25 protein-coding genes and 1 tRNA gene are annotated in these 26411 nt (G+C 73.2%); 14 read left to right on the forward strand and 12 right to left on the reverse strand.

Going from position 1 to position 26411, the window contains the following annotated elements; genetic code table 11:
- Window positions 1–90: 90 nt before the first annotated feature.
- Genes rlmC through DEU31_RS10795 form a run of 3 tightly spaced genes read left to right on the forward strand, consistent with a single transcriptional unit; the run spans window position 91 to window position 2917 of the window.
- Window positions 91–1287: a 23S rRNA (uracil(747)-C(5))-methyltransferase RlmC gene (gene rlmC / locus DEU31_RS10785; protein WP_133677109.1), complete on the forward strand. Its 1197-nt coding sequence runs from the start codon at window positions 91–93 to the stop codon at window positions 1285–1287.
- The gene (locus DEU31_RS10790) at window positions 1284–1931 is read left to right on the forward strand and encodes an SRPBCC domain-containing protein (protein WP_133677110.1); all 648 of its coding nucleotides are present in this window, start codon (window positions 1284–1286) and stop codon (window positions 1929–1931) included. The genes rlmC and DEU31_RS10790 overlap by 4 nt, the downstream gene beginning before the upstream one ends.
- On the forward strand, window positions 1928–2917 hold the full coding sequence (locus tag DEU31_RS10795; protein WP_133677111.1) for an asparaginase: 990 nt from the start codon (window positions 1928–1930) through the stop codon (window positions 2915–2917). Before DEU31_RS10790 ends, DEU31_RS10795 begins: the two co-directional genes overlap by 4 nt.
- Here the strand turns inward: DEU31_RS10795 and DEU31_RS10800 are convergent.
- The 3 genes from DEU31_RS10800 to DEU31_RS10810 form a co-directional block, all read right to left on the reverse strand.
- Window positions 2905–4242, reverse strand: a complete 1338-nt coding sequence (locus DEU31_RS10800) for an ectonucleotide pyrophosphatase/phosphodiesterase (protein ID WP_133677112.1) — start codon at window positions 4240–4242, stop codon at window positions 2905–2907. The genes DEU31_RS10795 and DEU31_RS10800 overlap by 13 nt on opposite strands.
- 146 nt (window positions 4243–4388) lie before the next feature.
- Window positions 4389–6179: an HNH endonuclease signature motif containing protein gene (locus DEU31_RS10805; protein ID WP_243733807.1), complete on the reverse strand. Its 1791-nt coding sequence runs from the start codon at window positions 6177–6179 to the stop codon at window positions 4389–4391.
- Between the two features lie 707 nt (window positions 6180–6886).
- Window positions 6887–7309, reverse strand: a complete 423-nt coding sequence (locus DEU31_RS10810) for a VOC family protein (RefSeq protein WP_133677370.1) — start codon at window positions 7307–7309, stop codon at window positions 6887–6889.
- Between the two features lie 172 nt (window positions 7310–7481).
- Here DEU31_RS10810 and DEU31_RS10815 point away from each other — a divergent pair, with 172 nt between their 5' ends.
- Entirely contained in the window at window positions 7482–8396 is a 915-nt protein-coding gene (locus DEU31_RS10815; RefSeq protein ID WP_133677113.1) for a sulfurtransferase, read from the forward strand.
- Window positions 8393–8866 carry a SufE family protein gene (locus tag DEU31_RS10820; protein ID WP_133677114.1) on the forward strand — a complete coding sequence of 158 codons (474 nt, stop codon included), beginning with the start codon at window positions 8393–8395 and terminating at the stop codon, window positions 8864–8866. The genes DEU31_RS10815 and DEU31_RS10820 overlap by 4 nt, the downstream gene beginning before the upstream one ends.
- Window positions 8867–9024: 158 nt before the next feature.
- Here DEU31_RS10820 and DEU31_RS10825 read toward each other — a convergent pair whose 3' ends face one another.
- Complete coding sequence (locus DEU31_RS10825) at window positions 9025–9978, reverse strand: hypothetical protein (protein WP_133677115.1); 954 nt, start codon at window positions 9976–9978, stop codon at window positions 9025–9027.
- Between the two features lie 161 nt (window positions 9979–10139).
- On the opposite strand from DEU31_RS10825, the gene dps reads away from it, so the two are divergent.
- Both dps and DEU31_RS10835 read left to right on the forward strand, forming a co-directional pair.
- Entirely contained in the window at window positions 10140–10631 is a 492-nt protein-coding gene (gene dps / locus DEU31_RS10830; protein ID WP_010550777.1) for a DNA starvation/stationary phase protection protein Dps, read from the forward strand.
- A gap of 57 nt (window positions 10632–10688) precedes the next feature.
- Window positions 10689–12047: a M20/M25/M40 family metallo-hydrolase gene (locus DEU31_RS10835; protein WP_133677116.1), complete on the forward strand. Its 1359-nt coding sequence runs from the start codon at window positions 10689–10691 to the stop codon at window positions 12045–12047.
- Between the two features lie 19 nt (window positions 12048–12066).
- Here DEU31_RS10835 and DEU31_RS10840 read toward each other — a convergent pair whose 3' ends face one another.
- Entirely contained in the window at window positions 12067–12759 is a 693-nt protein-coding gene (locus DEU31_RS10840; protein ID WP_133677117.1) for a TetR/AcrR family transcriptional regulator, read from the reverse strand.
- A gap of 76 nt (window positions 12760–12835) precedes the next feature.
- Here DEU31_RS10840 and DEU31_RS10845 point away from each other — a divergent pair, with 76 nt between their 5' ends.
- Complete coding sequence (locus tag DEU31_RS10845; protein ID WP_133677118.1) at window positions 12836–13723, forward strand: hypothetical protein; 888 nt, start codon at window positions 12836–12838, stop codon at window positions 13721–13723.
- A 228-nt stretch (window positions 13724–13951) separates the two neighbouring features.
- Window positions 13952–14233, forward strand: coding sequence for an HPr family phosphocarrier protein (locus DEU31_RS10850; RefSeq protein ID WP_029360494.1), 282 nt, complete (start codon window positions 13952–13954; stop codon window positions 14231–14233).
- Between the two features lie 84 nt (window positions 14234–14317).
- On the opposite strand, the gene DEU31_RS10855 is transcribed toward DEU31_RS10850, so the two are convergent.
- The 3 genes from DEU31_RS10855 to DEU31_RS10865 form a co-directional block, all read right to left on the reverse strand.
- Window positions 14318–14403, reverse strand: a tRNA-Ser gene (locus DEU31_RS10855).
- Between the two features lie 59 nt (window positions 14404–14462).
- Window positions 14463–15353, reverse strand: coding sequence for a universal stress protein (locus DEU31_RS10860; RefSeq protein ID WP_133677119.1), 891 nt, complete (start codon window positions 15351–15353; stop codon window positions 14463–14465).
- A 58-nt stretch (window positions 15354–15411) separates the two neighbouring features.
- Window positions 15412–16341 carry a helix-turn-helix domain-containing protein gene (locus DEU31_RS10865; RefSeq protein ID WP_133677120.1) on the reverse strand — a complete coding sequence of 310 codons (930 nt, stop codon included), beginning with the start codon at window positions 16339–16341 and terminating at the stop codon, window positions 15412–15414.
- Window positions 16342–16770: 429 nt separating this feature from the next.
- Here DEU31_RS10865 and DEU31_RS10870 point away from each other — a divergent pair, with 429 nt between their 5' ends.
- Entirely contained in the window at window positions 16771–18897 is a 2127-nt protein-coding gene (locus tag DEU31_RS10870) for a prolyl oligopeptidase family serine peptidase (RefSeq protein WP_133677121.1), read from the forward strand.
- Between the two features lie 13 nt (window positions 18898–18910).
- Window positions 18911–21022, forward strand: coding sequence for a S9 family peptidase (locus DEU31_RS10875; protein WP_133677122.1), 2112 nt, complete (start codon window positions 18911–18913; stop codon window positions 21020–21022).
- On the opposite strand, the gene DEU31_RS10880 is transcribed toward DEU31_RS10875, so the two are convergent.
- From DEU31_RS10880 to DEU31_RS10895, 4 genes are read right to left on the reverse strand one after another with little or no spacing between them, the layout of a single operon-like run.
- Window positions 20995–21201, reverse strand: coding sequence for an SDR family NAD(P)-dependent oxidoreductase (locus tag DEU31_RS10880; protein ID WP_243733808.1), 207 nt, complete (start codon window positions 21199–21201; stop codon window positions 20995–20997). The genes DEU31_RS10875 and DEU31_RS10880 overlap by 28 nt on opposite strands.
- Before the next feature lie 26 nt (window positions 21202–21227).
- Window positions 21228–22073 carry a MetQ/NlpA family ABC transporter substrate-binding protein gene (locus DEU31_RS10885; RefSeq protein WP_133677123.1) on the reverse strand — a complete coding sequence of 282 codons (846 nt, stop codon included), beginning with the start codon at window positions 22071–22073 and terminating at the stop codon, window positions 21228–21230.
- A gap of 37 nt (window positions 22074–22110) precedes the next feature.
- On the reverse strand, window positions 22111–22806 hold the full coding sequence (locus DEU31_RS10890; RefSeq protein ID WP_133677124.1) for a methionine ABC transporter permease: 696 nt from the start codon (window positions 22804–22806) through the stop codon (window positions 22111–22113).
- Window positions 22803–23819, reverse strand: a complete 1017-nt coding sequence (locus DEU31_RS10895) for a methionine ABC transporter ATP-binding protein (protein WP_166649475.1) — start codon at window positions 23817–23819, stop codon at window positions 22803–22805. Before DEU31_RS10895 ends, DEU31_RS10890 begins: the two co-directional genes overlap by 4 nt.
- A 227-nt stretch (window positions 23820–24046) precedes the next feature.
- Between DEU31_RS10895 and DEU31_RS10900 the strand changes: the two genes are divergently transcribed.
- Genes DEU31_RS10900 through DEU31_RS10910 form a run of 3 tightly spaced genes read left to right on the forward strand, consistent with a single transcriptional unit; the run spans window position 24047 to window position 26405 of the window.
- Window positions 24047–24556, forward strand: a complete 510-nt coding sequence (locus DEU31_RS10900; RefSeq protein ID WP_133677126.1) for a hypothetical protein — start codon at window positions 24047–24049, stop codon at window positions 24554–24556.
- Between the two features lie 56 nt (window positions 24557–24612).
- Window positions 24613–25782 carry a histidine kinase gene (locus DEU31_RS10905; protein ID WP_133677127.1) on the forward strand — a complete coding sequence of 390 codons (1170 nt, stop codon included), beginning with the start codon at window positions 24613–24615 and terminating at the stop codon, window positions 25780–25782.
- Window positions 25779–26405: a response regulator transcription factor gene (locus DEU31_RS10910; RefSeq protein ID WP_010550792.1), complete on the forward strand. Its 627-nt coding sequence runs from the start codon at window positions 25779–25781 to the stop codon at window positions 26403–26405. Before DEU31_RS10905 ends, DEU31_RS10910 begins: the two co-directional genes overlap by 4 nt.
- The last annotated feature ends 6 nt before the right edge of the window (window positions 26406–26411 follow it).

Consider the following 26411-nt stretch of genomic DNA (forward strand, 5'->3'; position numbering starts at 1 on the left):
TGTCGAGGGAGTCCGGCCGCGTCTCGTGACCCGTCGGCGACGGTAGCGCGGGGGTGCGACAGCCGACGGCCGGGCTCGTAGACTCCTGGGGTGCGGTGCCACCACTTCGACTCCGGCGCGTGCAGGTCCTGCACGCTGCTGGACCTCCCCCGCCCGCGGCAGCTCGCCCGCGGCCGTGAGCGCGTCGAGCAGCTGCTCGCCCCGCATCTCGCGCCGGGCACGATCTGGTCGGAGCCGATCGTCGGCGCGGAGCAGGGCTTCCGCGCCCGCGGGAAGATGGCCGTCGGCGGCACGGCCCAGGCACCTCTGCTGACCCTGCCCGGGCAGTCCGCGGGCACCGACCTGTGCGACTGCCCCCTCTACCCGGACGGGGTCGAGGAGGTGCTCGAGGGGGCGAAGGCCCTGATCCGTCGGGCGCAGATCCCGCCCTATGACGTCGCCCGCCGCCGCGGCGAGATCAAGAACGTGCTGGTCACCAGCTCTCCGGACGGGGAGCACCTGCTCCGCTTCGTGCTGCGCAGCACCGCGGCGCTGGAGCGGCTGCGCGAGCACCTGCCGCGGCTGCTCGAGGCGCATCCCTCGGTCGTGTCGGTCAGCGCGAACATCCACCCCGAGCACACCACGCGCGTCGAGGGCGAGGAGGAGATCCCGCTGGCCGGGGCCGGTCGTCTCGCCGTGCGCACCGGGGACGTCACGCTGTACTCCCGCCCGCAGTCCTTCCTGCAGACCCACACCGAGGTCGCCGGCGCCCTGTACCGCCAGGGCGCGGAGTGGGCGGGCGAGATCGCGGGGACGCAGGAAGACCAGGAGACGGGCCCCGGCCTGCGGATCTGGGACCTGTACTGCGGCCTCGGCGGCTTCGCCCTGCATCTCGCCCGCGCCCTCCCCGCCTCCCGGGTCACCGGGGTGGAGGTCTCCGCCCAGGCGATCGACGGGGCGCGCGAGGGGGCGGAGGCCGCGGGCGCCGACGTCCGCTTCCTCGCGGCCGACGCGACCGCGTGGGCGATCGAGGAGGCCGCCGGTCCCGCAGGCCCGCCCGATATCGTCGTGGTGAACCCGCCGCGCCGCGGCCTCGGGCCGGAGCTCGCCGGCTGGCTCGAGCGCTCCGGGGTCCGCGACGTCCTCTACTCCAGCTGCAATCCGGCGAGCCTGGCCGACGACCTCGCCACGATGCCCTCGCTGCGCATCGTCGCCGGCCGCTACGTCGACATGTTCCCCCACACCGAGCACGCCGAGGTGATCGTGCGTCTGCGACGCATCGCCCCCGGCGAGGAAGGCCTCTCATGACTCCTACCCCCACCGCCCAGCTGACCGCCGTGACCCGCACCGTCACCCCTGCGAAGAACGGGAACACGGTCGCGCTCTCCCAGACCCTCGACGCCGCCCCGGAGCAGCTGTGGGAGGCGCTGACCACGGCCGAGCGGCTCGCCCGCTGGTTCGGCACCGCCAGCGGCGACGTGGTCCCCGGCGGGCGCTACGAGCTGCCCGAGATGGAGACCAGCGGCCGCCTGGTCGAGGTCGAGCCGCCCCGCCGCCTACTGCTGACCTGGGAGTACGGGAAGAGCTCGAGCGATCTGGAGCTGCTGATCACCGCTGCGGGAGAAGGCGCGGACGGCGGGGGCAGCATCCTCACCCTGCGCCACACCGTCCCCGCCGACGCGCACTGGGCGACCTTCGGCCCCGCCGCGACCGGCTGCGGCTGGGATGCGGCGCTGTACGCGCTGGCCCAGCACCTCGAGGATCCGGGCAAGGACCTGATGCGTCGCCTGGGCAGCTTCGCCGGCTCCCCCGAGGGCGCGGAGTTCACGCGCGCCACGGCGGATGCCTGGTACGAGGCGCACGTCGCCGGGGGCGCGGACCGCAAGCCCGCCCGCAAGGCCTCGGTGCGCACCGCCGCCGCCTATCTCGGCGAGGAGATCGAGACCGAGTGAGCGCCTTCGTGGAGGTGCTCTCCCTCGGCGGCACCATCTTCATGACCGAGGACGCCCGCGGCGAGAGCGCCCGCCCGGACGACGACGCGGGGGCGCGGCTGCTCGCCGCCGTCGGCGGGGACGTCGAGCTGCGACCCCGAGCGCTCGCGAACATCTCCTCCTCCGATGTGCGCCCCCACCACCTGCGCGCCGTGCTGGAGAGTGCGCGAGCCGCGGTCGATTCCGGCGCGGCCGGCGTGGTGCTCACCCACGGCACCGACACCCTCGAGGAGACGGCGTTCCTGCTCGACCGGTTCTGGGACCGGGAGGCGCCGCTGGTGGTGACCGGGGCGATGCGTCCGGCGAGCGCGCCCGGCGCCGACGGGCCCGCGAACCTCCGCGACGCGGTCCGCGCGGCGACCGCCCCGTCGGCCCGCGGCCTGGGCGTGCTGGTCGTGTTCGACGCCCACGCGCATCTCGCGGACCGGGTCGTGAAGGCCTCCTCCCGCGGGGTCTCGGCCTTCGCCTCGGAGCCCTCGGGGCCGCTCGCGATCGTCGGCGCGGAGGACCTGCGCCTCCTCCATCTCCCCCTGCCGCGTCCGACCCGTTCCGGCGGACTCCCGCCGGACCGCTTCCCGGCGGTGCCGCTGCTCACCGCGGGCCTCGACGAGGACCTCGCGCTGCTGGACCATCTCCCCGCCGAGGCGCTGGCGGGACTGGTGGTCGACGGGGTCGGGATGGGGCACGTCTCCCCCGCCGCGATGCCGCGTCTGCGCCGTCTGCTGGGCGAGGGGGTGCCTGTCGTGGTCGCGGCGCGGCCCTTCGGCGGCGGCACCTCCACGCACCACTACGGCTATCCCGGCTCCGAGGTGGACCTGCTGGACGCGGGCGCCGTGATGGCCGGGCTGCTGCCCGCCCCGAAGGCCCGCCTGCTGCTGCAGGTGCTGCTGGCCTCCGGGGCGTCGGCCGACGGGATCCGTGCGGCCTTCGAGGCCTACGCCTCCTGAGGCACCGCCTCCTGAAGCACAGGCGCCGGCCGCAGGATCTCCTCGACCACGCGTCCGTCGGCGTCCGGGATCTCGAGGCCGAGCAAGTGCGCGAAGGTGACGGCCTCGTCGGTGACGGTGCAGCGGGTGATGCGGCGCCCGGTCTCGATGCTGGGCCCGGTCATCGCGAACACGGCCTGGATGTCCTGCTCGGGGAGGTGTCCGTGCTGGGAGAGCAGGAACTCGTACTCGGCATCGAAGCGGTCGATCAGCCAGCGGCCGTCCCAGAGGTTCTGGAAGGCGGTGCCGCTGACCCCTTCGAGGATGCCGAGGAAGGGGCCTGACCAGCCGTAGTCCTCGTGCATATCGGTCAGCGGGTGGAAGGCCTGGACGGGCACCTCGGGGTCGGCGACCCAGTCCTCGACCAGGGCGAGCACCTTCTCGCGAGTGGTCTCGTCGGCCTCGGGGTGCAGGTGGAGCTGGCCCGTGAGGCCGCAGCCGTGCACCCAGGCGTCCCAGCTGCTGACCTCGCCGTCAGCGTCGAGGCGCACGAAGCCCTGCCGGGCCAGGAGCGCGTTGGCACGCAGTACGCGCCCCACCTCGACGTGGCCGTGGTCGGAGACGATCGCGATGTCGGTCTCGGCGGCGGTGCCGGCGTCCTCGAGGGCGGCGAGGAGCTCGCCGAGCCAGCCGTCGACCCGCTCGAACGCCTCCTTGACCTCGGCGGTGAAGCGGCCGGTGGCGTGCCGGGCGGAGTCGACGTCGACGAGGTGGAGGAAGAGCACGTCGGGAGCGTCGGTGCGGAGGATGTCGGCGGCGACGGCGGTGTTGAAGCGGCCGAAGCGGTGCTTGCGGTCCCAGCCGATCTCTTGCGCATGGCGGTCGACGTACTCGCGGCCGCGCGGGGTGGCGGCCTCGCGCAGCACGGCGAGGGTGGGCTCGAGGCCGGCGCGGTCCCAGATCTCGGGGACGGCGATGTCGAGCGAGGGCGACCAGCCGGTGGCGGGCCAGCCGACGGCGGCGGTGCTCAGGCCCTGCTCCTTCGCGAGGTCGAAGAGGGTGGGGCAGGCGATGTCGCGGGCGTCCCAGAACCAGTCGGGGATCCGCTCCCCGGGAGTGACCTTCTCGTTGGCGTAGATGCCGTGGCCGTCGGCGGTGCGGCCGGTGGTCTGCGAGGTGTGGTTCGGGTAGGTGACGGACGGGTAGATCGCCTCGGCGCTGCCCCAGCTGCCCTCGAGGATCCGGGCGAAGTGCGGGAGGGTGCGGGCGAAGGGCACGTCCACGACGCTCATCGCGTCGACGGAGATGACCAGGAGGCGTCGTCGGGGGCGGGCGGTCTCGGTCATGGCGGGGCTCCTCCGGGCAGGTGATCGTGGCGCCCTCACGCTAGGAGGCGCTCGTCTCCGCCTCCGGTCGCGGCGGTGAACCGCGGGCGAACAGCACGGTCGGCGCCGTTCATGGTCGACCTGGCGCCGCGGCGGGAGCGGCGCCGTCAGAACGGCGGGTGGTCCACGTCGAGCGGCGGCCCTGGCGGGATGATGCGGCGCTTCGTCCGCACCCTGGTGAACTCGTCCTCGAGCTGAATCTCGGCGAGATGGTCCTCGGCCTCGTCGAGGGCTCGACAGCGGGGCTCGTCGGGTCCTCGCTGCCTGGCCTCCCGGGAGCGGCGGTGGGTCCGCTCGGCCTGGGCGAGGCGGCGGGTCATGCGCGGGGTGAGCAGATCGGTGTTCTCCGCGGTGCGCACCCGGAGGTCCTGCTCGAGCTGCCAGGTCGTGACCAGCGGTTCGGCGCTGGTGCTGCGGTCCCCGCGGTCGGGGTCGTCCTGGGGATCCCTGGCGGGGTCGATCAGCCCGGCGGTCTTGAGCTGGTGGTGGCGCCGGCACAGCCGGTGGAGGTTCCAGAGGGAGGTCGGGCCGCCGCGGGCGGGATCGTGGTGGTCGTACTCGATGATGTGGTCGTCCTCCGCGGCGAGCGCGGTGGGGCGGGTGCATCCGGGCGCCGCGCAGACGGGGTGGCGCAGCCGCAGCTGCATGCGCTGCTGCGCGTCGGGCCGGTAGGTGTCGATCCGGGCGGGGAGGTGGGTGCCGCAGACCGGGTCGGTGAGGATCCGGTACCAGACGGAGGAGGTCGCGGCGAGGTCCCGGGCGAGGTCGGCCGGGATGGGGGTGAGCCCGTCGAGCATCGCCGGGGAGTCGTCCATCCCGAGCAGGGTCGTCACGGGCACGGTGACGAGGATCTTGAACGGCTGCGCGGTCTCCTCGACCGGGTCGAGGTCGAGCATGGTGCGGGTGAGGATCGCGTAGCGCAGGGCCGACAGGCTGAGGGGGCGCTCCCGGTCGCGGACGTCGCCGTCGAGGTCGAAGGGGATCGGCTCCTCCTCCCCTGCCTCGAGCGCGACGCGCTGGGCGCGCTGGACGGCGCGGGCGCTCGCGTCGAGCCGCAGTCCGAGGCTGCGGATCTCGGGGATCGGGCCGGTGATCGTGATCCAGGCGACGCCCTGCTCGGAGTCGACCCCGTCGATCCGCACCTCGCGCGCCTCGCGCGGCGGCTTCAGCTCGTTCCCGACGGAGGCCACGGCCAGTCGCACCTGGGCCTCGAAGGTGCTGCGGGGGATCGAGGGGATCTCCACGCCGGCCAGGTGCTCGTCGACCAGGCGGATCTGGTCCGCGTCGAGCCGTCGCACCTGGCGCAGCAGGAAGCGGTGGTAGTCCTCCGGCAGATCGCCGGCCTCGAGATGCGCGAACATCCTGGGCAGGTCGACGACGGCGTGGTGGGCGTCGCGGATCTGTGAGGTGGCCTGCGTGATGGAGCAGCGCAGTCCCACGGCGACCTTCATCGCGGTCATGTCCGCGTCGATCAGCGAGCCCGCGTTGTCCGGGTCGATGGCGAAGAAGTCCGCGAGATGGCGGAGGCGGCGGGCGTGGAGCTGCGCCTCCTCTCGCATGAGGGAGTGGAGCGCGAGCACGCGGCCGGCGTTCTTCCCCTCGATACCGCCGACCTCCTCGAGGATCAGCTCCTCGGTGAGCTCCCGCCGGGCGCGCAAGCGCCATTCGCGCGCGGGACGGGCGGGAGCGGTGGGGTCGGCGGCCGGGTCGACGGCGGGGCGGTTGTCCGGGTCGGCCGCAGGACCGGCGGTGGGGTCAGCGGCGGGGTCAGCGGCGGAGCTGGGGCTCGACGGGCCCGGCACCGAGGAGGCATCGCTCGACGAGGACTGTCGCGCGGTCTCGGACGATGATGCGTCGCGGCGCGCGTTCTCGTCCTCGATGTCGTCGAACTCCCCCACTGCCGCCACCTCCCTGCTGTCCGGGCACTCACCGATGAGCGCTTCTTCGAATACCTCGACACTACCGCCTGCATGTCCACTTCAGAAGCCCCGGAGAAAAATGGGGATCAATCTGTGGATAACCACCCCGTGGGGAGGCAAGGTCACTGTGGATCAGCCCTCCGCGCGACGATCGAGCAGGGACTCATCCACCGGAACAGGCCTCTTCGTGGACGGTGGCGTTCGCATGTCACACCCTCCTGCTAGGCGCACTACCTGCACGATCCCCGGTTCGACGGCGACCGAGCCGGCGCCGAGGGCGGACCCTCGAGACGCACCGAACGTCATGCGCCTGGAGCACGGGAGGGCAGGCGACGGGCTGAAGGAGGCGGCGAACAGAAGGAATGGACGACAATCCCGCCGAATACACCGAAATCTCGACTGAACCAGCGAGCTGACATTCATCGATTCTCGTCAACTCCACCTGACGTCGTGACGAAAGTCGGATCCCGAGGACGCAGACAGGGTCCTCGGCGGTGCCGGCGCAGCACGGCGTCGACCGCTCCCGGCATCAGCGGATCGTCGTCGGCCGCACATCCCCGTCGGCCTCACCGCGCCGAGCCCCTCCACGACGCAGAGCGCCCCTCCGTGATCACACGGAGGGGCGCAGGGGCGAGACCCGGCGACGCCGGCTCGTCAGTCAAGCGGTTGTCACACGGACCCAGCCCTCAGGCCGAAAGGCACAGGCAGAAAGGGTGTCCCGCAGGGTCGAGGTAGACGCGGAAGCTGCCGGAGGCGGAGGGCTGGTGCTCGTGGACGGTCGCGCCGAGGGCGAGTGCCCGGGGTTCGGCGCGGTCGATGTCGGTGACGGAGAGGTCGAGGTGGAACTGCTGGGGGTGGTCGCCGTCGGGCCAGGTGGGGCGGCGGAAGTCCGCCACCTTCTGGAAGGCGAGGGAGGCCTCGCCGTCGGGGTCGTCCTCGCTGCGACGGCCGCGGGGCGGCACCAGCTCCGCCCAGTCGGAGTCGCTGCCCTCCTCGACCCGCCAGCCGAGCAGCTTCGCGTAGAAGGTGGCCAGTTGGAGGGCGTCGGGGCAGTCGAGGACGGTGAGGTCGAGGGTGGGGATGACGGGCTCTGTGTCCAGGTCTTCCATCATGGGGCCACCGTAGGAGCACGGGCCCCGTAGGGGAAGCACATCGCGCGTGTCCGCGCGGTCTCCTCCCGCGTGTCCGCGCACAGCGTCATCGCCGGATCGCCACTGCGCGCACGACGGTGACAGACTGGGGGCATACGTCGTGCGATATCGACCGTCGAAAGGTGAACTGATGACCATTCCCGCCGATCCGGCTCCTTCCCTGCAGGACTACTCCCACCCCGAGCGGCTCGTGACCACGCAGTGGCTCGCGGACCGGCTCGCCGCGGGCGAGACCGAGGGGCTCGTGGTCGTCGAGTCCGACGAGGACGTGCTGCTCTACGAAACCGGGCACATCCCCGGCGCGGTGAAGATCGACTGGCACCTCGACCTCAACGACCCGGTCACCCGCGACTACGTCGACGGCGAGGGCTTCGCGAAGCTCATGGACGCCTCCGGCATCACCCGCGAGACCACCGTGGTGATCTACGGCGACAAGTCGAACTGGTGGGCCGCCTACGCGCTGTGGGTGTTCAGTCTGTTCGGCCACGAGGACGTGCGCCTGCTCGACGGCGGCCGCGCCGCCTGGGAGGCCGAGGGCCGCGAGATGACGACCTCGACCGAGGGCCGCCCCGCTCCGACCAGCGGCTACCCCGTCATCGAGCGCGAGGACGCCCCGATCCGCGCCTACCGTGAGGATGTGCTGGACTTCCTCGGCGGGCCGCTGATCGACGTGCGCTCCCCGCAGGAGTACTCCGGTGAGCGCACCCACATGCCCGACTACCCGCAGGAGGGCACCGTGCGCGGCGGCCATATCCCCACCGCGCGCTCGGTGCCGTGGGCCCGCGCCGCCGCGGAGGACGGCCGCTTCAAGCCCCGCGCGGAGCTCGAGGCGATCTACCAGGGCGAGCTCGGCTTCGAGACCGGGACGCCGACGGTCGTGTACTGCCGCATCGGCGAGCGCTCCGCGCACACCTGGTTCGTGCTCACCCACCTGCTCGGCTTCGACTCGGTGCGCAACTACGACGGCTCCTGGACCGAGTGGGGCAACGGCGTGCGCCTGCCGATCGCGCAGGGTACCGAGCCCGGCGAGGTCCCCGCCCGATGAGCCCGACGCACAGCGCCGACGCCGCGACCTCCGCGCTGCCCGAGGGCTTCGCGGAGATCGCCGACGACTTCCACGCGCTCGGCGGGAAGGATCGCCTGCAGCTGCTGCTGGAGTTCTCGCAGGGCCTGCCCGAGCTGCCCGAGCGCTACTCCGAGCACCCGGAGCTGCTCGAGCCGGTGCCCGAGTGCCAGTCCCCGATCTTCCTGGCCACGGAGGTGGAGGGGCAGGGTCGTGAAGCGACCGCGCACCTGTTCTTCTCCGCCCCGCCGGAGGCGCCGACGACGCGCGGCTTCGCCGCGATCCTCGCCGAGGCCCTCGACGGGCGCACCGTGGGCGAGGTGCTGGACACCCCGGACACGGTCACCGGCGAGCTGGGCCTGGCCGAGGTGGTCAGCCCGCTGCGCCTGAACGGCATGTCGGGGATGCTCGCGCGGATCAAGCGCCAGCTCTCCGAGAAGGCCGGGGTCTGAGCCGGCCCCTCCCACTGCACTGCGGCGCCGTCCCCGAGGGGGCGGCGCCGCAGTGCGTCGAGGGGGACGGCGCGCCGGCTTGCCGACGGGCTCGACCGATGGGTCCGGCCGGTGGACCCGGCCGACAGGGCCGGCCGATGGGCCCGACCGACGCCCGATCAGTCCGATCGCGGGTCGTGCACGGTCTGCTCGGCAGCGCGGTGCTCGCCGGACTGCTGCCCGCCCGAACGCTGGTCCCGGGCCCGGTCCGCGGCGCTCCGCGCCTCCCCGCCCCGCACATCCTCGCCGTCGGCCCCTCGGCCGTAGCGCTCGAAGGCGCGGCCGGCACCGCTGCGCAGGGCGCCGAGGGCGGCACGACCGGCCTCGGCGCGGGCGTGGTCCATCGCCGAGCGGGCGCGCTGCGAGAGGGCCTCGCGGGCAGCGGCGCCGACACCGCTCGCGCCGCTCCCCGCCCCACCGGCCGTCCCGGCACCCGTCCCGGCTCCGTGCGCGGTGCCCGCGCGTTCGGGGGCGAGGCCGCTCGCGATCCGGTTGTGGCGCTCACGGGCGCTGCGCAGCTCGAGCGGCACCCGCACCAGGCGCACCAGCGCGCTGCGCATGTCCTCGCGGATCTGCCTCTCGTGCCGGTCGAGATAGGCGTCGAGGTCGCGCTCCTCGTCGCGCAGCAGGAAGGCGCGGCCCAGCAGGTAGGACGCGAGATCGGAGGCGACCTCGGGCGAGAGGCCGTAGGCGTCGGACGAGGCACGGGCGTCGCGCAGCGCGACCGCGTCGTCACTCTCCAGCGGGCTCGGCACGATCTCGACGGCGCTGAGCACGTCCTCGACGACCGCGTGGAAGGCCGCGTCGGAGGCGAGGTCGGCGCGGCGCAGCTCGGCCCGTCCGGTCGCCTCGGGGACGGGGATCCTCGTGATCCCCTCGCGGGCGAACTCGTCCTGCGCGGCGCGCCGCACCAGGCGTCGGGCGGCCCGCTCGAGGTGGCCCGCATCAGCGTCGCGCGGCAGCTCGGGGACCACGGCCCGCGCCTGGGCGAGGACGTCGGCGCGGGCACCCGCGATCTCAGCGCGTCGGCGCGCGGCGTGGAGCCGGTCGCGCAGCTCGTCGACGGGTCTCATGGGCGCTCCTTCCGCAGGGGACGCTGACGGGGCCATCGTACGGGGCAGGGGGGAGGTCCCTGTCGGCGGCAGGGGGTCGATGAGAGGATGGAGGGGAAGGATCCGTACGTCCCCGGCGCCGCCGCCCGGCCGCCGGGACCCGACCACGACAAGGAGCACTCATGACCGACCTCAGCTACACCGTCCCCGGCCTCGGCACCGACGACTCCCGCCGACTCGTGGAAGCGCTGCAGGACCGCCTCCACGCCCTGAACGACCTGCACCTCACCCTCAAGCATGCCCACTGGAACGTGGTGGGCCCGCAGTTCATCGCGGTGCACGAGATGCTCGACCCGCAGGTGGAGCTCGTGCGCGGCTACGCCGACGAGGTCGCCGAGCGGATCGCGCAGCTGGGCGCCTCCCCCGTCGGCACCCCGGGTCGCCTCGTCGCCGAGCGCGGCTGGAGCGACTACGAGCTCGGCAGGGCCGGCACCCAGGAGCACCTCGCCGCGATCGACCAGGTCTACGACGGCGTCATCGCCTCCCACCGCAAGGCGATCACCCTCGCCGGCGAGCTCGACCCGATCACCGAGGACATCCTGATCGGGCAGTCCGCCGAGCTGGAGAAGTTCCAGTGGTTCGTGCGCGCGCATCTCGAGCGTTCACAGTCCTGAACCTCTCCCGTCGGGGCCGGGTACGGTGAACGGACCCGACCCCGAGGAGGACCCGGTATGCCGATCGCCGCCCCCACCGCCGACGAGCTCGCCCTGCTGCAGGACGAGGCCGTGCGCTTCACCCGCGAGCTCATCCGGATCGACACCACGAACTTCGGCGGGAACGACCCCGAGACCTGGGGGAAGGGCGAGACCGAGGCGGCGGAGTACGTCGTCGAGCGGCTGTGCGAGGTGGGCCTCGAGCCGCAGGTGGTCGAGTCGCACCCCGGCCGTCCCAGCGTGCTGGTGACCGTGCCGGGCGAGGACCGCGAGCGCGGCGGCCTGATCCTCCACGGCCACCTCGACGTGGTCCCGGCTCGCGCCGAGGACTGGTCGGTGGACCCCTTCGGCGCCGAGATCATCGACGGCATGATCTACGGCCGCGGCGCCGTGGACATGAAGGACATGGTCGGGATGATCCTGGCCGTCGCCCGTCACCTGGCCCGCAGCGGGCAGGCCCCGCCGCGCGACCTCATGTTCGTCTTCTTCGCCGATGAGGAGAATGCGAGCGTCTGGGGCGCCCAGTGGCTGGTGGAGAACCACCCCGAGCTGTTCGACGGCATGACCGAGGCGATCAGCGAGGTGGGCGGCTACTCGATCACCCTGCCCGAGGAGTCCACCGGCGAGGACGTGCGCGCCTATCTCGTCCAGACCGCCGAGAAGGGCCTGGCCTGGGGGCGGCTGCGCGCCACCGGCCGCGCCGGGCACGGCTCGGTCCCCAACGACGAGAACGCCATCGTGCGCCTGGCCCGCGCGATCACCGCGATCGACGAGCACGAGTTCCCGATCGAGTACATCGCCAGCGTCCGCGCGCTGTTCGACGGGATCACCGAGATCACCGGGCAGGGCTGGGACGAGCAGGACATCGACCGCTTCCTGCCCCTGACCGGCGGGGCCCGCCACTTCGTCGCCGGGACCCTGCGCGACTCGGCGAACCTGACGATGCTCGAGAGCGGGTACAAGGTCAACGTCATCCCCCAGACCGCGGAGGCCGGCTTCGACTGCCGCTTCCTGCCCGGGCACCAGGAGGAGCTGCTGGCCCTGCTGGACGAGCTGGCCGGTGAGCACGTCGAGGTGGTCGTGGACCACATCGGCGTCTCCGTCGACTCCCCGCGCGAGTCCCCGCTGGTGGACGCGATGACCGCGGCCGTGCAGGCGGAGGACCCGGGCTCGAAGGTGCTGCCCTACTGCCTCAGCGCCGGCACCGACAACAAGCCGCTCAGCCTGCTCGGCATCGCCGGCTACGGCTTCGCGCCGCTGCAGCTGCCCTCGGACCTCGACTTCGCCCCGCTGTTCCACGGCGTGGACGAGCGGGTGCCGGTGGACGCGGTGCGCTTCGGCGCGCGGGTGCTGCTGCGTCTCGTCGCGACCTGCTGAGCCCGCCCCTGGGTGGCGCTCAGTGCTGGTCGGCCGCGTCCTCGCCGTAGGTGCGGGTCGAGGACAGCAGCTCCGCGGCCGGGATCGGCTCGTCGGGCCCGAGGCCGACGTACCAGGACGGCGCGGACGCGAGCATGACCTCGAGCAGCTCGGTCGCATCCAGCGCCTCCCCGGCCCTCGCCGCCTCCTCGGTGGCGACGAGCCACTGCTCGGCGTGGACGAGCTCCCCGCCGACGATGGTGAGGGCGAGTGCCTCGATGCCGGGACGGGGCGGGAGCCTGTCGGGCATGCGCTTGAGCGCCTCGACGTGCAGCGCGGCCATCGCCCCGGTGAGGATCATGTAGGTACGGTGGCTGGACTTCCAGTCCAGCGCGCCACGGAGGAAGGCATGGTGCCGCTCGATGTAGGCGGCCATCATCGCGTAGCCGTGCTGCACGTGCTGCACGATCGTGTAGCCGGCGGCGCCGTTGGTGCGTCCCCGCTCCCAGGCGGCATCGAACATCTCCTGGAGCATCGCGCCCATCAGGTCGTCGAGCCCGGTGAAGTGGCTGTAGAACGCCGCGCGGCTGACGCCGGCGCGCTTGGCCAGGGCGTTGACGGTGACCTCGCCGTCGCCCGCGCTCAGCTCGCGGGCGGCGGCGAAGATCGCGGCGCGGGTGCGGGCGGGACGGGGATCCGGGGCGCGTTCGCCGGACGGCGTCGATGAGGTCATTGCGTCATCGTAGTCCAGCACCCGGGCACCGACCGGCGAGCCGCGCGGCGGCCGGAGCGTGCGGCAGGATGGGTGCATGCGCGCCTTCCTGTCCGGCCTGGCCGGATCTCCCGGCCCCGACGGCCGACGGGCCCACGGGCTCCCCGCCCCTCTCGCGGACCTGATCGGGCAGACGATCGTGCACACCCGGGTCGCCGCCCGCGGCACCTGGACCGTGACCGCCCGCGGCAGCGTGCTCTCCTCCCGGGCCCAGCTGCTCGAGGGAGCGCACGACCTCGAACGCGGCGTCGCCCCCGGGACCGACCCGGCCGTCGGCCTGCGGGATCCGCGCGTCCTCGGCGCGCAGGTCCTCGACGCGCAGCTGCAGGAGGACGGCGCGGTGCGCCTGGCCCTCCGGAGCACGCAAGGCCCCACAGCGCTCCGCACCGCGGCGCCGTGGCGGCTCGAGGGCCCGCGGGGCGCGCTCGTCGTCGCGGACGAGGAGGGCGGGATCCGCGCGGAGCCGGCCGGGGCACCCGTCCATGCGACCGAGGCGGCGCTCGCCGCACATGCGGCCTCCTCCCCCTCGGGCATCGAGCGCCGCCTGCTGGGCCTGGCCCGGCGGCGGGCCCTGCATCCCGGGGACGTGGTCGAGGAGATCTCCGCCTCCGGCGCGCTCGAGGACGAGGAGTTCGCACGGCGCGGACCGGTGCTGCTGGCGAGGATGCTGGTGCGCGGCGAGCTGGCCGCGGGCTTCGTGGTGGAGGGCCGCTTCCGGCCGTGGACGATGCCGGTCGCAGAGGTGGTGGAGCACGTGGGAACCACCTGGCAGGCGATCGGCGGACGCACGCCCGGCCCGGACATGATCGGCTGGTTCGCGCTGACGGAGGCGGGCCGGGCGGCGCTCGGACCCTCCGGTGCAGAGGCCCTGCCCCCGGGGATGTCGGGCTACGACTCCCCCGGGGTCGTGGGGCCGTTCCGCTGAGACGGCCCGGGACGCGGCTCCCCCGAGCGCGTCGCCGCTCCGTCACCCCTGACGGCCCGCACCACCGTAGCGCCCGCCGACGACCCCGAACGCACTTCTCGGACGGATGTAAGGGGGATCTCCACCTGTCGGAAACCTCTGTGAACGGCGCGGCAACACCGGATGAACGCCCGCGAGGGCACTCCGCGGCGCTACCCTGGGGCGACCATGTCGAGAAAGGCCTGCCAGATGTCAGCACGAACCGTGAAGGTCGCGAGCGCGAGCGGCCTCCATGCCCGCCCGGCGGCCCTCTTCTCGCAGGCCGCGTCCGAGCAGCCTGCCGCCGTCACCATCGAGACCGCGGACGCCGGCCCTGTGAAGGCCTCGAGCATCCTCATGCTCCTCACCCTCGACGTCGCCTTCGACGACGAGGTCACGCTGCGCGCCGAGGGCGAGGGCGCCGAGGAGTCGCTGGACGCCCTCGCGGCGCTGCTCGAGACGAACCTCGACGAGGAGTTCCAGGAGAGCTGATCGCCCCCGCCCGCCGCACGCACGAAGGCCCCCGCCGGATCGGCGGGGGCCTTCGTCGACCGGGAGCAAACTCCAGGTCAGGGGCGGTAGCGGCGGGATTTGAACCCGCGGTGGCTATGAACCACACATCATTTCGAGTGATGCACCTTCGGCCGCTCGGACACGCTACCGTCGAGCAGAATAACCGCACGGACACCCTGCGTTCAAACCGGTGAGCGTCGGACGCGAGTCACGTCACGTCCTCGTGCGCCGCCGCCGCCCAGCCCTCGGAGGCGTGGCGGACCACGGTGACGTTGCCGGTGGCGTGCAGCACCGTCGCATGGGCGGTCGAGCCGAAGCGGCCCCGACTCAGCCCGCGGTGGCCGAGGACCAGCATCCGCGCACCGGCCGCCGCGTCCAGCAGCCCCTCCGCAGCGGTGCGGGCGTCGAGCATCCGCGACTGCACCTCGACCCTCGCCTGACGGGCGCGCGCCCGGGCCACGCCCTCGTCGAGCACGACACGGGTGCCCTTCCCCGCCTCCCAGGCCTCCCCGCCGCTGCCGTAGGGAGCGTGGGGGACGGTGCGCACGTGCACCACGCGCAGCGTCGATCCCCAGGCCGCGGCGAGGTCGGCGGCGACGTCGACCGCCTCCCCGGCGGTGTCGGAGCCGTCGTAGGCGACCAGCACCGGGCCCGCTCGGTGCTGGTCCGAGCGGATGATCGCGACGGGGCAGCCGGCGTCGTGGAGCAGCCCGCGGCTCACGGAGCCCAGCAGCGTCCCGAGCACCGCGCCGAGCCCACGGGTCCCGACCACGAGCAGGTCGGCACCGGCGGAGGCCTCCTCCAGCACCTCGCGCGGCATGCCGGCGACGAGCTCGGCGGTGACCGGGACGTCGGGGTGGCGGGCGGCGATGCGCTCGGCCGCGTCGTCCAGCAGGCGGCTGGCCTGGTTGCGGGGACCGGCGGGGTCGAGCACGGGGATGCCGGCGAGGCCCTGTCCGAGCAGCGGCCAGGTCCAGGCGTGCAGGAGGCGGATCCCAGCGCCGGTGTCATGGGCGAGCTCGGCGGCCCAGCGCACGGCGGCCATCGCGGCGCTGGTGTCGTCATATCCCACCAGGATGCTCCGAGCGGACGGCTCCATGTCCCGCACCTCCCCGTGCGACCGTGCTGTCGCCTCAGGATACGCCGTGGTCACCCGGTCAGTACAGGTCGTCGAAGTCGTCGTCGAAGCCGTCATCGGCGCCCCAGGACCAGCGCAGGCCGAAGGTGCCGGGCCCGAAGCGCGCCTCGCTGATCTGGAGGCGGTCGCGGTGGTCGAGCCGCAGGGAGGAGACCGTCTCCCCGGCGTCCGTGCGCCGGTAGCGCTCGCAGTCCAGGGGGCGGCGCGGGCCGCGGAACTCGACCTCGAGCAGCACGTCGTTCGCGGGTCGGGGGACGGAGTACATGCTGCCCGTGACGTCGGTGGCGCTGGCGTGCATCTCGACCCGGTAGGCGAAGGTGGCGACCTGGCCCGCGTCGAGGCGCCCGTCGAGCAGGAACTCGACCCCGTAGGCGCGGCGGCGGGGCCAGGCCACGCGCCTCCCGATGGTGCAGCCCTCGGTCGCGGTGTAGCGGGGAGCGATGTTGGGCTCGTTCTGCCCCAGCACGTGCACCGCCGGGAGCCGGCAGGTCCCCGACTCCAGCGCACGCACGGTCATGCGGTGCTCGAAGCGCTGCACCGACTGGGTCGAGTCGATGATCGCGAGCTGGTGGATGACGCGCTCGTGCGCGTACTGCTGCGCGCTCGCGAAGCCGAGCTCCTCGAGCGCCTCCTGGAAGACCTCGCGGCTGGACGGCCGCCCGACGAAGCTCATCTCCCGCACCGCGCGGCCCCGCAGCCGCGGCCCGCCGACGAGTTCCGCGAGCGAGTCCGGGGGCCGCCCGAGCAGCTCCTCCAGGGCGGCGACGACGCCGAGGGACTGGTCACCGCTGGGCAGGCTCCGACCCGACTGCCAGTTGCTGAGCGTCGCGACGCTCACGGGACGGTTGCGCGCGCGCAGACGCTGGGAGATCACAGTGAGGGTCAGCCCGCTGCGCTTGATCGCCGCGCGCAGCTCAGGAGCGAACCTCCCGTGGTCATCCGTCGCCATCTCGTCTGGTCCTCCTCCAGCCGCACTCCATCGATCATCCCCCGCCGAGGGTGCGCGCGCTCATTTTCAGGACTTTTCACATACCTGTTAAACACTGAGGGTAGCGTCCATGGCGCATGTCACAGAACGACGTTTCAGCACGGCCCTGCGGCCGTCGCACCAGCTCCGAGAAAGGGGAGGGTCCCCACCATGAACGGCACGCCGGCGCACCGGGCGCTCTCCGCTCTCCACCACGTTCCCCCTCGCCGCGGTCGAGTCCGTGCGCGCGGGCGTCCCGATCACGGCGGCGCCGTCTCCGCCGACCTCCTCGATCGGGTCCCGACTCCGGAGAGCTGATCACCCGCAGTGCCCCGCCGTGACCCGTCCGGCCGAGACGCCACGGAACCGGGATCCGCCCCCACCGGCCACCTCGAGAGGAACACCGCTCCGATGACCGATCACCTCGTCCCCGCCGCCCCGCACCCCCCGCTGCACGCCGCGGAGACCCTCCTCGCCCCCCGCCCCGAACCCCGCCCCGTCCAGCGCATCCTCTTCGGCGACGCCGCCGAGCTGCCCTTCCGCTGGCTGCGCAGCATCCGCACCGCCGAGGTGCGCCAGCACCTCGCCGCCGAGAACGCGCACACCGACCGCGCCACCTCCGCGCTCGCGCCGCTGCGTGCCCGCCTCGCGGAGACCCTCGCGGACGAGGTCCCGCAGGAGCTGTCGGTGCCGGTGCTGCTGGACGGCTGGTGGTACATCGACCGCACCCACCCGCTGGACGGCGTCACCTTCTCCCGCGTCCGCGACTGCGAGGCCGTGCGCGGCCCGGCCGGCGTCCCCGTCCCCGTCCCCGGGCAGCTGCTGCCCGGCGAGAGCGTGCTGGTGGAGGACTGCCGGAGGGTGCTGGGCATCGCCCTCTCCCCCGACCACCGCCTGCTCGCCCGGGCCGAGGCCGCCGCGGCCGGCTGCCGCCTCGTGGTCACCGACACCGAGACCGGCGTGGTCGTGGACGACTCCGTGCACGGCGCGGGGCCGGATGCCGTGTTCTCGGCGGACTCGACCGCGCTGCTCCACACCCGTCTGGACGATCTCGGGCGCCGCGCCGAGGTGCGCCGCCACGTGCTGGGCAGCGCCCCCTCCACGGACCCGGTGCTGCTCGAGGAGCCCGACCACTGGTCCGAGCTCACCCTGAGCCGCTCCCGGGACGGGTCCGCCCTGATGATCCGCTCGACCTCGCCGGTCGCCGCCGAGGTGTGGACGCTGGACCTCGCCGCACCGACGGCGACGCCCGTCCAGGTCACCGACCGCCTGGCCGGCAGCTCCACGGTCGTGGAGCATGCCGGCGACCGGCTGCTGCTGCTGCACGCGGACCCCGTCACCCATCGCTGCGTGCTCGCCGAGGCGCCGCTCGGGCCGGGGACGCTGCCCGAGGGCGCGACCCCCCTGCTGCACGCGCAGGAGGGCGAGAGCTTCGAGTCCGTGGAGGCCTTCGCCGGCTTCGTCGCGCTGCAGCTGCGCGTCGGCGCCCTGCCGGCGGTGCGGATGATCCCGCGCCGGTCCGACGGCTCCCTCGACGTCGGCGCCGTGCGGGAGATCGTCACCGGCGGACCGCTGGATGCGGTGCGCCTGGAGCACACCCCCGACTGGGAGCAGCGCTCGATCCGCTGCAGGGTGGACAGCTTCCTCACCCCGCCGACGATGATCGGCGCGTCCCTCGACGGCGGCGACCCGTTCGTGCTGCAGCGCGTCGAGGTGCCCGGCCTCGACGCCTCGCGGTACGTCGAGAAGCGGCTGTGGGCGACCTCGCCCGACCGCACCCGCGTCCCGATCTCGGTGATCGCCCGGGCCGACGTGGTCGCCGACGGCACCGCCCCGGTGCTGCTGCACGGCCACGGCGTGTTCGGCCAGTGCCTCGACCCGCTGCTGCAGCCCGAGGTGCTCGCGCTGGCGGACCGCGGCGTCGTCGTGGCCGTCGCGCACGTGCGCGGCGGCGGCGAGCTCGGGCCGCAGTGGCACCACGACGGCCGTCGCCAGCGCCGGGTGCACTCGGTGGACGACCTCGTCGCCTGCGCGGATCATCTGGTCGCCTCCGGGTGGGCGGCTCCGGACCGGATCGGCGCCGTGGCCACCGGGGCGGGTGCGATGGTCGTCGGCGCGGCCGCGAACCGGGCGCCGGAGCTGTTCCGGGCCGTGCTGGCGGAGACCCCGCTGGTGGACCCGCTGGAGACGCTGCTGGCCCCGGAGGTGATGCTCACCCTCGAGGAGTGGACCGAGTTCGGGGATCCGGCCGAGGACGAGACCGCCTACAGGACCCTGCGCGCCTGCAGCCCGGCGGAGAACATCCGCGAGACCGAGTACCCCGCCGTCTACGCGTTCACCGCGCTCGAGGGCACGGACATCCCGCCGGCCTGCGCCGCGATCTGGGTGGCGCGGCTGCGAGAGCGGGTGACGACCGATCCTGCCGAGCGGCCGGTCCTGCTGCGGGTCGCGGACTCCCTGGAGGGCGGCGAGGACCTCCGCGTCGAGGGAGTCGCCTGGCTCCTGGACCAGCTGGGCGCCGCCGACCTCGAAGGATGACTAGTCTCGAGGGATGACGAGCCAGCACCCGGACGCCCCCTCCCCCGAGCGACGCCCCACCGAGCGGATCCACCACGGCGATGTCGTGGTGGATCCGTACGAGTGGATGCGCGACAAGACCGATCCCGAGGTCATCGCGCACCTCGAGTCGGAGAACGCCTACGCCGACGCCCGCACCGCGCACCTCGGCGCGCTGCGGCAGCGCCTGGTCGAGGAGTTCGTCGGCCACACGCAGGAGACGGACCTGTCGGTGCCGGTGCGTCGCGGGGACTGGTGGTACATCACCCGCACCACCGCCGGAGACGACTACCCGAGGTTCACCCGCGTGGCCGACACGGGCGCGATGCCGCAGGTCGAGCCCGGGGTGATGCTCGCGGGCGAGCAGGTGCTGCTGGACGCCCAGGCCGAGGCCGCGGGGCACGAGTTCTACTCCCTCGGCGGGCTGACCCTCTCCCCCGACCACAACCTGCTCGCCTATGCGGTGGACACCGCCGGGGACGAGCGGTTCACGCTGCGGGTCCTGGACCTCTCCGCCGGCGAGGTGCTCGACGAGTCCGTGACCGGCACCGGCTACGGCATCGCGTTCTCCACCGATCAGCAGTGGCTGTTCTACGCGCGGGTCGACGACGCCTGGCGGCAGCACCAGGTCTGGCGCCATCGGATCGGCGCCGATCCGGCCGAGGACGTGCTCGTGCTCGAGGAGGGCGACGAGCGGTTCATGATCGGCTTCGAGCGCTCCCGCGACGAGACGACCCTCGTCATCCAGTCCGCCTCCACCACGACGGCGGAGGCGTGGCTGCTGGACCTCGCCGCGCCCGAGTCCGCGCCCGTTCCCGCGGGCGGGCGGCGCGACGGCGTGGACTACGCGGTCGAGCACGCCGGGGACCGCCTGCTGGTGGTGCACAACGACAGACACACCGGCTTCGCGCTCGCGCAGGCACCGCTGGCGGCCCCGGAGCAGTGGGAGGAGCTGCTGGCCGCCGGCGAGGGCGAGCGGCTGCTGGCGGTGGAGTCGTTCGCGGGCTTCGTCGCGCTCGAGCTGCGCGCCGGCGGGCTCGCCTCGGTGCGGATCATCCCGCGGGCGGCCGACGGGTCGCTGCGGCTCGATCAGGCGGAGGACCTCACCCACGGCGGGGAGCTGGACACCGTCGAGCTCGACGCGAACCCGAACTGGGACCAGCAGGCGGTGCGCTACGAGCTCACCAGCCTGCTCACCCCGCCCACCGTCGCCGAGCGGGAGGTCGCCACCGGTGCGACCGAGATCCTGCGCGTCACCCCGGTGCCGCGCTACGACCCCTCGCTGTACGTGGAGCGTCGGGAGTGGGCGACGGCGGCCGACGGGACCGCGATCCCGCTCTCCGTCGTCGCGCGGAAGGAGGTCGCGGCCGATGGGACCGCGCCCGGGTATCTGTACGGCTACGGCTCCTACGAGGTCTCGGTCGACCCGTCCTTCGTGCCGACACGGCTCTCGCTCCTGGACCGCGGGGTGGTCATCGCGATCGCGCACGTGCGCGGCGGCGGCGAGATGGGCCGCGACTGGTACGACCACGGCAAGCTGCTGGAGAAGAAGAACTCCTTCAGCGACTTCGTCGCCGCGGCGGAGCACCTCGGCGCGAGCGGCCTCGTGGACCCGGCCCGGCTCGGGGCCGAGGGCCGCAGCGCGGGCGGGCTGCTGATGGGCGCGGTCGCGAACCTCGCCCCGGAGCGGTTCCGGGCGATCATCGCCGGGGTGCCCTTCGTGGACGCGCTGACCACGATCCTGGATCCCTCGCTGCCGCTGACCGTCGGTGAGTGGGAGGAGTGGGGCGACCCGCTGCACGACCCGTCCGTGTACGAGTACATGAAGGAATACACGCCCTACGAGAACGTGCAGGCGGTGGAGTACCCGGCGATCTTCGCCTCGACCTCGTTGAACGACACCCGCGTGTTCTTCGTCGAGCCCGCGAAGTGGGTGGCCCGCCTGCGCGAGACGGTCACCTCCGACCAGGCCGAGCGCCCGATCGTGTTCCACTGCGAGATGGTCGCCGGGCACGGCGGCCGCTCGGGCCGCTACCGCAAGTGGGAGCAGCGGGCCGACGAGCTGGCCTGGCTGCTGGATCAGCTGGGGGCGACGGAGCTGCTCTGACGGGCCCCGATCGGACGCTCGGCGGGCGCAGCCAGGACGGCGCCGTCGCGGGCGGTGAGCACCAGATCGGCGCCGGCCGCCGCGCAGGCGCGGGCGATATCGGCGCCGATCCCTCGACTCGCTCCCGTGATGAGGGCCTTGCGGCCGGACAGGGGACGCTGGTGCTGGTCGGGGCTCATCGCCCCAGGCTGCTCAGCCGGACTGCTCAGAAGGCGGGGATGACCGAGCCGTCGGTGTAGGTCTCCTCGATGAAGGCGCGCACCTCGTCGCTGTGGAGCAGCCCGTCGAGCTTCACGAGGGCCTCGTTCTCCGCGTCGGCGGTGCGCACCACCATCATGTTCGCGTTCGGGTTGCCCTCGCCCTCCTCGATGACGATGGCCTCCTCGGAGGGGTTCAGGCCCGCCTCGAGCGCGTAGTTGCCGTTGACGACGGCGACCGCGAAATCGGCGAGGGAGCGCGGGATCTGCGCGGCCTCGAGCTCGGTGAACTGCAGGTTCTTCGGGTTCTCGGCGATGTCGCCGGTGGTGGCCGAGGTGGGGGCGACGCCGTCGGCGAGGGTGATCACGCCGTTGGCGGCGAGCAGGTCCAGGCCGCGGCCGCGGTTGGTGGGGTCGTTCGCGATCGCGACCTCGTCCCCGTCCTTCAGCTCGTCGAGCGAGGTGAGGGTCTCGGAGTAGACGCCGAGCGGCTCGACGTGGACGCCCTCGAAGGCGTGGAAGTCGTAGCCCTTCTCCGACATCTGCCCCTCGAGGAAGGCGGGGGTCTGGTAGAAGTTCGCGTCGAGGTCGCCGTCGTTCAGCGCCTGGTTGGGCAGCTGGTAGTCGGTGTACTCGCTGATCTCGAGCGCGAGGCCCGCGCCCTCGGCGAGGTTGTCCTTCACGAAGGTGAGGATCTGGGCGTGCGGGGCCGGGGAGGCGCCGATGCGGATCGTGGTCACGCCGTTCTCCTCCGTCGGTCCCTCGGTGCCGCCGGCGCCGCAGGCGGCGAGGGCGAGCGCGGCGAGGCCCGCGCCGGAGGCGAGCAGAGTGGTGCGGCGGGAGATGTGGGTCATGGGGATGTCCTTCTCGACGAGGGTGGGATGAAGCAGGTCAGCGGGCCGCGGCGCGGTGGTCGACGGCGCGGGAGAGGGCGGAGCCGAGCGCCTGGACGGCGATCACGATGACCACCAGCACGACCACGGTCGCGACCATGACCACGTTGTCGTAGCTCTGGTAGCCGTTGCGGATCGCGAGGTCGCCCAGGCCCTTGCCGCCCACGGTGCCGGCCATGGCGGTGTAGCCGATGACGGCGATCGTGGTGGTGGTCAGCGAGCCGATGATGCCGGGCAGCGCCTCCGGCAGCAGGACCTGTCGGATGATCTGCCAGCGGGTGGCGCCCATCATCTGCACCGCCTCGACCTTCCCGGCGGAGATCTCGCGCAGGTTGATCTCGATGAGACGGGCGAGGAACGGGATCGCGGAGATCGCGAGCGCGAACATCGCGGCGTTCGGCCCGGTCACGCGGCCCACGATGAAGCGGGTGACGGGGATCAGCGCGATGATCAGGATGATGAACGGGAAGGACCGCCCGACGTTCACGACGAAGCCGACGACGCGGTTCACCCAGCGGGCGAGACCGCCGCGGGCGCCGGAGGTCTCGAAGAGCAGCAGGCCCAGCGGCACCCCGATCAGGGTGGAGAACAGCATGGTCCCCACGGTCATGTACAGGGTGATCAGAGTGTTGGACCACAAGGACGTGTTCGAGTCCCAGGTGGTGAAGACGGGGTTGTCGAGCCACTCCATCATGCGGTCACCTCCTTCGCGACGACGCCGGCGCTCTCGAGCTCGGCGAGGAAGTCATCGAGCCCCTGGCGGGAGATCGGCTGTCCGGAACGGTTGCGCAGGGCGAGCTGGACCCGCCCCACTTGGCGGCCGCCGATGGTCTCGATGGTGCCGGCGACGAGGGTCGCCTCGGCCTCGTACGTCTCGGCCAGACGGATCAGGTCATCTGTGGTGCGGAAGCGCTCGGAGTCGCCGTAGTCGCAGTTCACGACCAGCGCCTGGATGCCGGTAGGAGCCGGCGGCAGCGGGATCAGCTCGGCGCTGAGGGGGCCGTGCGGATCGGCGGCGACCTCGAGCAGGTCGCCGCTCTGGGTGATCCGCCCGTCCTGGAGCAGGGTGACGGTGTCGCACACCTCGCGCACCACGCCCATCTCGTGGGTGATGATCACCACCGTGATGCCGAGGCGCTCGCGGAGATCCGCGAGCAGGCGCAGGATCTGCCGGGTGGTGGTGCCGTCCAGGGCGCTGGTCGGCTCGTCGCACAGCAGCACCTTCGGCTCGGCGGCGAGGCCGCGGGCGATGCCGACGCGCTGGATCTGCCCGCCCGAGAGCTGCGCGGGGTGGTTGTGCTCGCGGCCGGTGAGCCCCACGAGCTCGACCAGCTCGGCGACGCGGCGCTCGCGCTCGGCGCGGGGCACCCCGGCGATCTCGAGCGGGTGGGCGATGTTCTGGGCGGCGGTGCGGGAGTCCAGCAGGTTCGCGTGCTGGAAGACCATCCCGATGTTCCGCCGGGCGGCGCGCAGCTGGGCGCCCTCGAGCGCGGCGATGTCGGTGCCGTCGATCTCGACCCGGCCCGAGGTGGGCTTCTCCAGCCCGGTCAGGCAGCGGATGAGCGTGGACTTGCCCGCCCCGGAGCGACCGACGATCCCGTGGATGCGGCCCGGCTCGAGGTGGAGGTCGATCCCGTCGAGCGCGACGACGGGGTCTCCGCCGCCGGGTGCGGGGAAGACCTTGCGCAGAGCGTCGAGAGTGATCACCCCGGAATTCAAGCATCGAGCGCCCCGCACGCCGAGCACGCGTTCATCTGCCGCAACAAACGTCACAGACCTGCAGGTCCCCATGTGGACGCGGTCACGCCGTGCGGTCTGACATCTGTCATGGGCGGGCCGTGACAGACGCATCCCGGTCGATGACACCGCGCCCTGCCGCACAGCGCCGTGCACGGGGAGGCTGGAACCATCATCCACCCGGAAGGACCCCACCCATGTTCCAGGACCTCCTCGTCCAGCTCCACGACCTCGTCTCCGGCCTCGAGCCGTGGCAGCAGGTGCTCGCGCTCGTCCCCGCCGGTGCGGTCCCCTTCATCGAGAGCTATCTCGGCTCCTTCCTGGGCACCACCCTCGGCATCCACCCGGCCCTCGCGATCCCCGCAGCGGTGCTGGGGAATCTGGTGGCGACCTTCGTGGTGATCGCGCTGGCCGGCCGCACCCGGGACGCGATCGCCCAGGGTCGTCGGAAGCACGGGGGCCGCTCCGTCGAGGAGCCCAGCCCCTCCCGCTTCCGAGCCAAGGTCGCCGCGGCGATGGAGAAGTACGGAGTGCCCGGGGTGTGCCTGCTGGGGCCGTTCGTGGTCGCCTCGCAGATCTCCGGCCCTGCACTGATCGCGCTCGGCGCCGCGCGCGGCCGGGTCTACCTCTGGATGGGCGTCTCGATCGTCCTGTGGGGCATCGTCTTCGGCGCCTTCGGCGGCCTGTTCCTCGCCGCGATCGGCTGAGCGGATACGCTTCGCCCCAGCTCGTCGACCGTTCCCGCGCCGAGGGGAGGACCGCTGTGGAGACCCGCACCGCACGCCAGTGGAGCGTGTTCTACGCCTACACGGCGTGGTCGGTCGTGCTCATCCAGGCGATCTTCCCGCTGGGCGTCCTGCTCGCGTTCGGCACCCCGGTGCCCGCGCTGCTGGCCGAGGCCCCGGCGGCGACCGCGGTGCTGATCGTGCAGATGGTGGTCGGCGCCTGGTCCGGGCACCGGGCGCTCGCACTGTGGTCGGCGGCCGCGCTGCCCGAGGCGCGGGACCGCTGGGACCTCCCGCAGGTGGGCAGCATCCCGGCGGACCGCTCGCTGCTCGCCACCGCGGTGCCGTCAGCCGCCATCGTGCTGCTGCAGCTGCTCGGCCTCTCCGCGGCCCCCGTGCTCGTCGCCTCGCTCACGCTGCTCGCCGCCGCAGCGCTCCTGCGATGGCGCTGGCAGATCGGGGCGGCGGTGGCGGTCGCGACGACGGTGATCGCGATGGCGTTCGGGCTCTCCGCCCCCGTCGCCTTCCCCACCGGCGCGCTGCTGCTCGCCGTGGTGCTCACGGTGCGGATCTCCCTGTGGCTGGCGGCGATGGTGCGCGAGCTCGACGACGCCCGCGAGGCGCAGGCCCAGCTCGCCGTCGCCGAGGAGCGGCTGCGCTTCGCCCGCGACCTGCACGACGTCACCGGTCGCGACCTCTCCGTGATCGCCGTGAAGACCGAGCTGGTGGCGCAGCTGGCCGAGCGCGGCGACCCCCGCGCCGCGGAGCACGGCCGGGAGGCGGCGCAGATCGCCCGCACCTCGCTCGCCGAGATCCGCTCGCTCGTGCGCGGCTACCGCGAGGCGGATCTCGCGACCGAGCTGCAGGGCACTGCATCCCTTCTGCGGTCCGCGCACGTGGAGGTCACGGTCCACGGCGCGGCCGAGGACGTCCCCGCGGCCCGGGCCGGCACCGCCGCCTGGGTGCTGCGAGAGGGCGGGACGAACATCCTGCGCCATGCCGACCCGTCGGCCGTGGAGATCACCCTCCGCGCGGACGGCGTCACGATGGTCAACGACGGCGCGCCCGAGGAGGCCGAGATCCGGGAGGGCAGCGGGCTGACCGGGATGCGGGAGCGCCTCGAGGACGAGGCGACCCTGGAGGTTCGCCGCGAGGACGGCACCTTCACCCTCGACGTCCGCTTCACCCCGACCGGAGGATCCCGATGACCGATGCCCCTGCTCGCCCGCTGCGCGTGGTGCTCGTCGACGACGAGCACCTGATCCGCTCGGCGCTCGCGACGATGCTGTCCCTCGAGGAGGACCTCGAGGTGCTCGGCGAGGCCGGGACGGTCGCCGAGGGCGCGCGGCTGATCGCCGAGACCACGCCGGACATCGCCGTGGTGGACCTGCAGCTGCCCGACGGCGACGGGCTCGAGCTGTGCGAACAGATCGCGGAGGCCTCCCCCGCGACCCGCTGCCTGATCCTCACCTCGCATGCGCGGCCCGGCTATCTCAAGCGCGCCCTCGCCCAGGGCGTGCTGGGCTTCCTGCCGAAGACGACCTCGGCGGAGCAGCTCGCGCGTGCGGTCCGGGCCGTCGCCGCGGGGCGCCGCGCGATCGACCCCGAGCTCGCCGCGGAGACGATCTCCTCGGGCGACTCCCCGCTCACTCCGCGCGAGGCGGACGTGCTCGAGTTCGCGGCCGACGGCGCCCCGGTCGAACAGATCGCTCGCCGCGCCCATCTGGCCCCGGGGACCGTGCGCAACTACCTCTCCAGCGCCCAGGCGAAGCTGCAGGCCGCGAACCGGCACGAGGCCGCCGCGATCGCGCGGCGCCAGGGCTGGATCTGAGGCCCG

This window comes from Brachybacterium sp. AG952 (genome assembly GCF_004362645.1).
GTDB lineage: Bacteria > Actinomycetota > Actinomycetes > Actinomycetales > Dermabacteraceae > Brachybacterium > Brachybacterium conglomeratum.

Bases quoted from the DNA above. Each gene is read 5' to 3' on its own strand.
- DEU31_RS10790 (WP_133677110.1), top strand. From the start codon at position 1,284: ATGACTCCTACCCCCACCGCCCAGCTGACCGCCGTGACCCGCACCGTC.
- DEU31_RS10800 (WP_133677112.1), bottom strand. From the start codon at position 4,242: ATGACCGAGACCGCCCGCCCCCGACGACGCCTCCTGGTCATCTCCGTC.
- DEU31_RS10810 (WP_133677370.1), bottom strand. From the start codon at position 7,309: ATGGAAGACCTGGACACAGAGCCCGTCATCCCCACCCTCGACCTCACC.
- DEU31_RS10815 (WP_133677113.1), top strand. From the start codon at position 7,482: ATGACCATTCCCGCCGATCCGGCTCCTTCCCTGCAGGACTACTCCCAC.
- DEU31_RS10820 (WP_133677114.1), top strand. From the start codon at position 8,393: ATGAGCCCGACGCACAGCGCCGACGCCGCGACCTCCGCGCTGCCCGAG.
- DEU31_RS10825 (WP_133677115.1), bottom strand. From the start codon at position 9,978: ATGAGACCCGTCGACGAGCTGCGCGACCGGCTCCACGCCGCGCGCCGA.
- dps (WP_010550777.1), top strand. From the start codon at position 10,140: ATGACCGACCTCAGCTACACCGTCCCCGGCCTCGGCACCGACGACTCC.
- DEU31_RS10835 (WP_133677116.1), top strand. From the start codon at position 10,689: ATGCCGATCGCCGCCCCCACCGCCGACGAGCTCGCCCTGCTGCAGGAC.
- DEU31_RS10840 (WP_133677117.1), bottom strand. From the start codon at position 12,759: ATGACCTCATCGACGCCGTCCGGCGAACGCGCCCCGGATCCCCGTCCC.
- DEU31_RS10845 (WP_133677118.1), top strand. From the start codon at position 12,836: ATGCGCGCCTTCCTGTCCGGCCTGGCCGGATCTCCCGGCCCCGACGGC.
- DEU31_RS10850 (WP_029360494.1), top strand. From the start codon at position 13,952: ATGTCAGCACGAACCGTGAAGGTCGCGAGCGCGAGCGGCCTCCATGCC.
- DEU31_RS10860 (WP_133677119.1), bottom strand. From the start codon at position 15,353: ATGGAGCCGTCCGCTCGGAGCATCCTGGTGGGATATGACGACACCAGC.
- DEU31_RS10865 (WP_133677120.1), bottom strand. From the start codon at position 16,341: ATGGCGACGGATGACCACGGGAGGTTCGCTCCTGAGCTGCGCGCGGCG.
- DEU31_RS10870 (WP_133677121.1), top strand. From the start codon at position 16,771: ATGACCGATCACCTCGTCCCCGCCGCCCCGCACCCCCCGCTGCACGCC.
- DEU31_RS10875 (WP_133677122.1), top strand. From the start codon at position 18,911: ATGACGAGCCAGCACCCGGACGCCCCCTCCCCCGAGCGACGCCCCACC.
- DEU31_RS10880 (WP_243733808.1), bottom strand. From the start codon at position 21,201: ATGAGCCCCGACCAGCACCAGCGTCCCCTGTCCGGCCGCAAGGCCCTC.
- DEU31_RS10885 (WP_133677123.1), bottom strand. From the start codon at position 22,073: ATGACCCACATCTCCCGCCGCACCACTCTGCTCGCCTCCGGCGCGGGC.
- DEU31_RS10890 (WP_133677124.1), bottom strand. From the start codon at position 22,806: ATGATGGAGTGGCTCGACAACCCCGTCTTCACCACCTGGGACTCGAAC.
- DEU31_RS10900 (WP_133677126.1), top strand. From the start codon at position 24,047: ATGTTCCAGGACCTCCTCGTCCAGCTCCACGACCTCGTCTCCGGCCTC.
- DEU31_RS10910 (WP_010550792.1), top strand. From the start codon at position 25,779: ATGACCGATGCCCCTGCTCGCCCGCTGCGCGTGGTGCTCGTCGACGAC.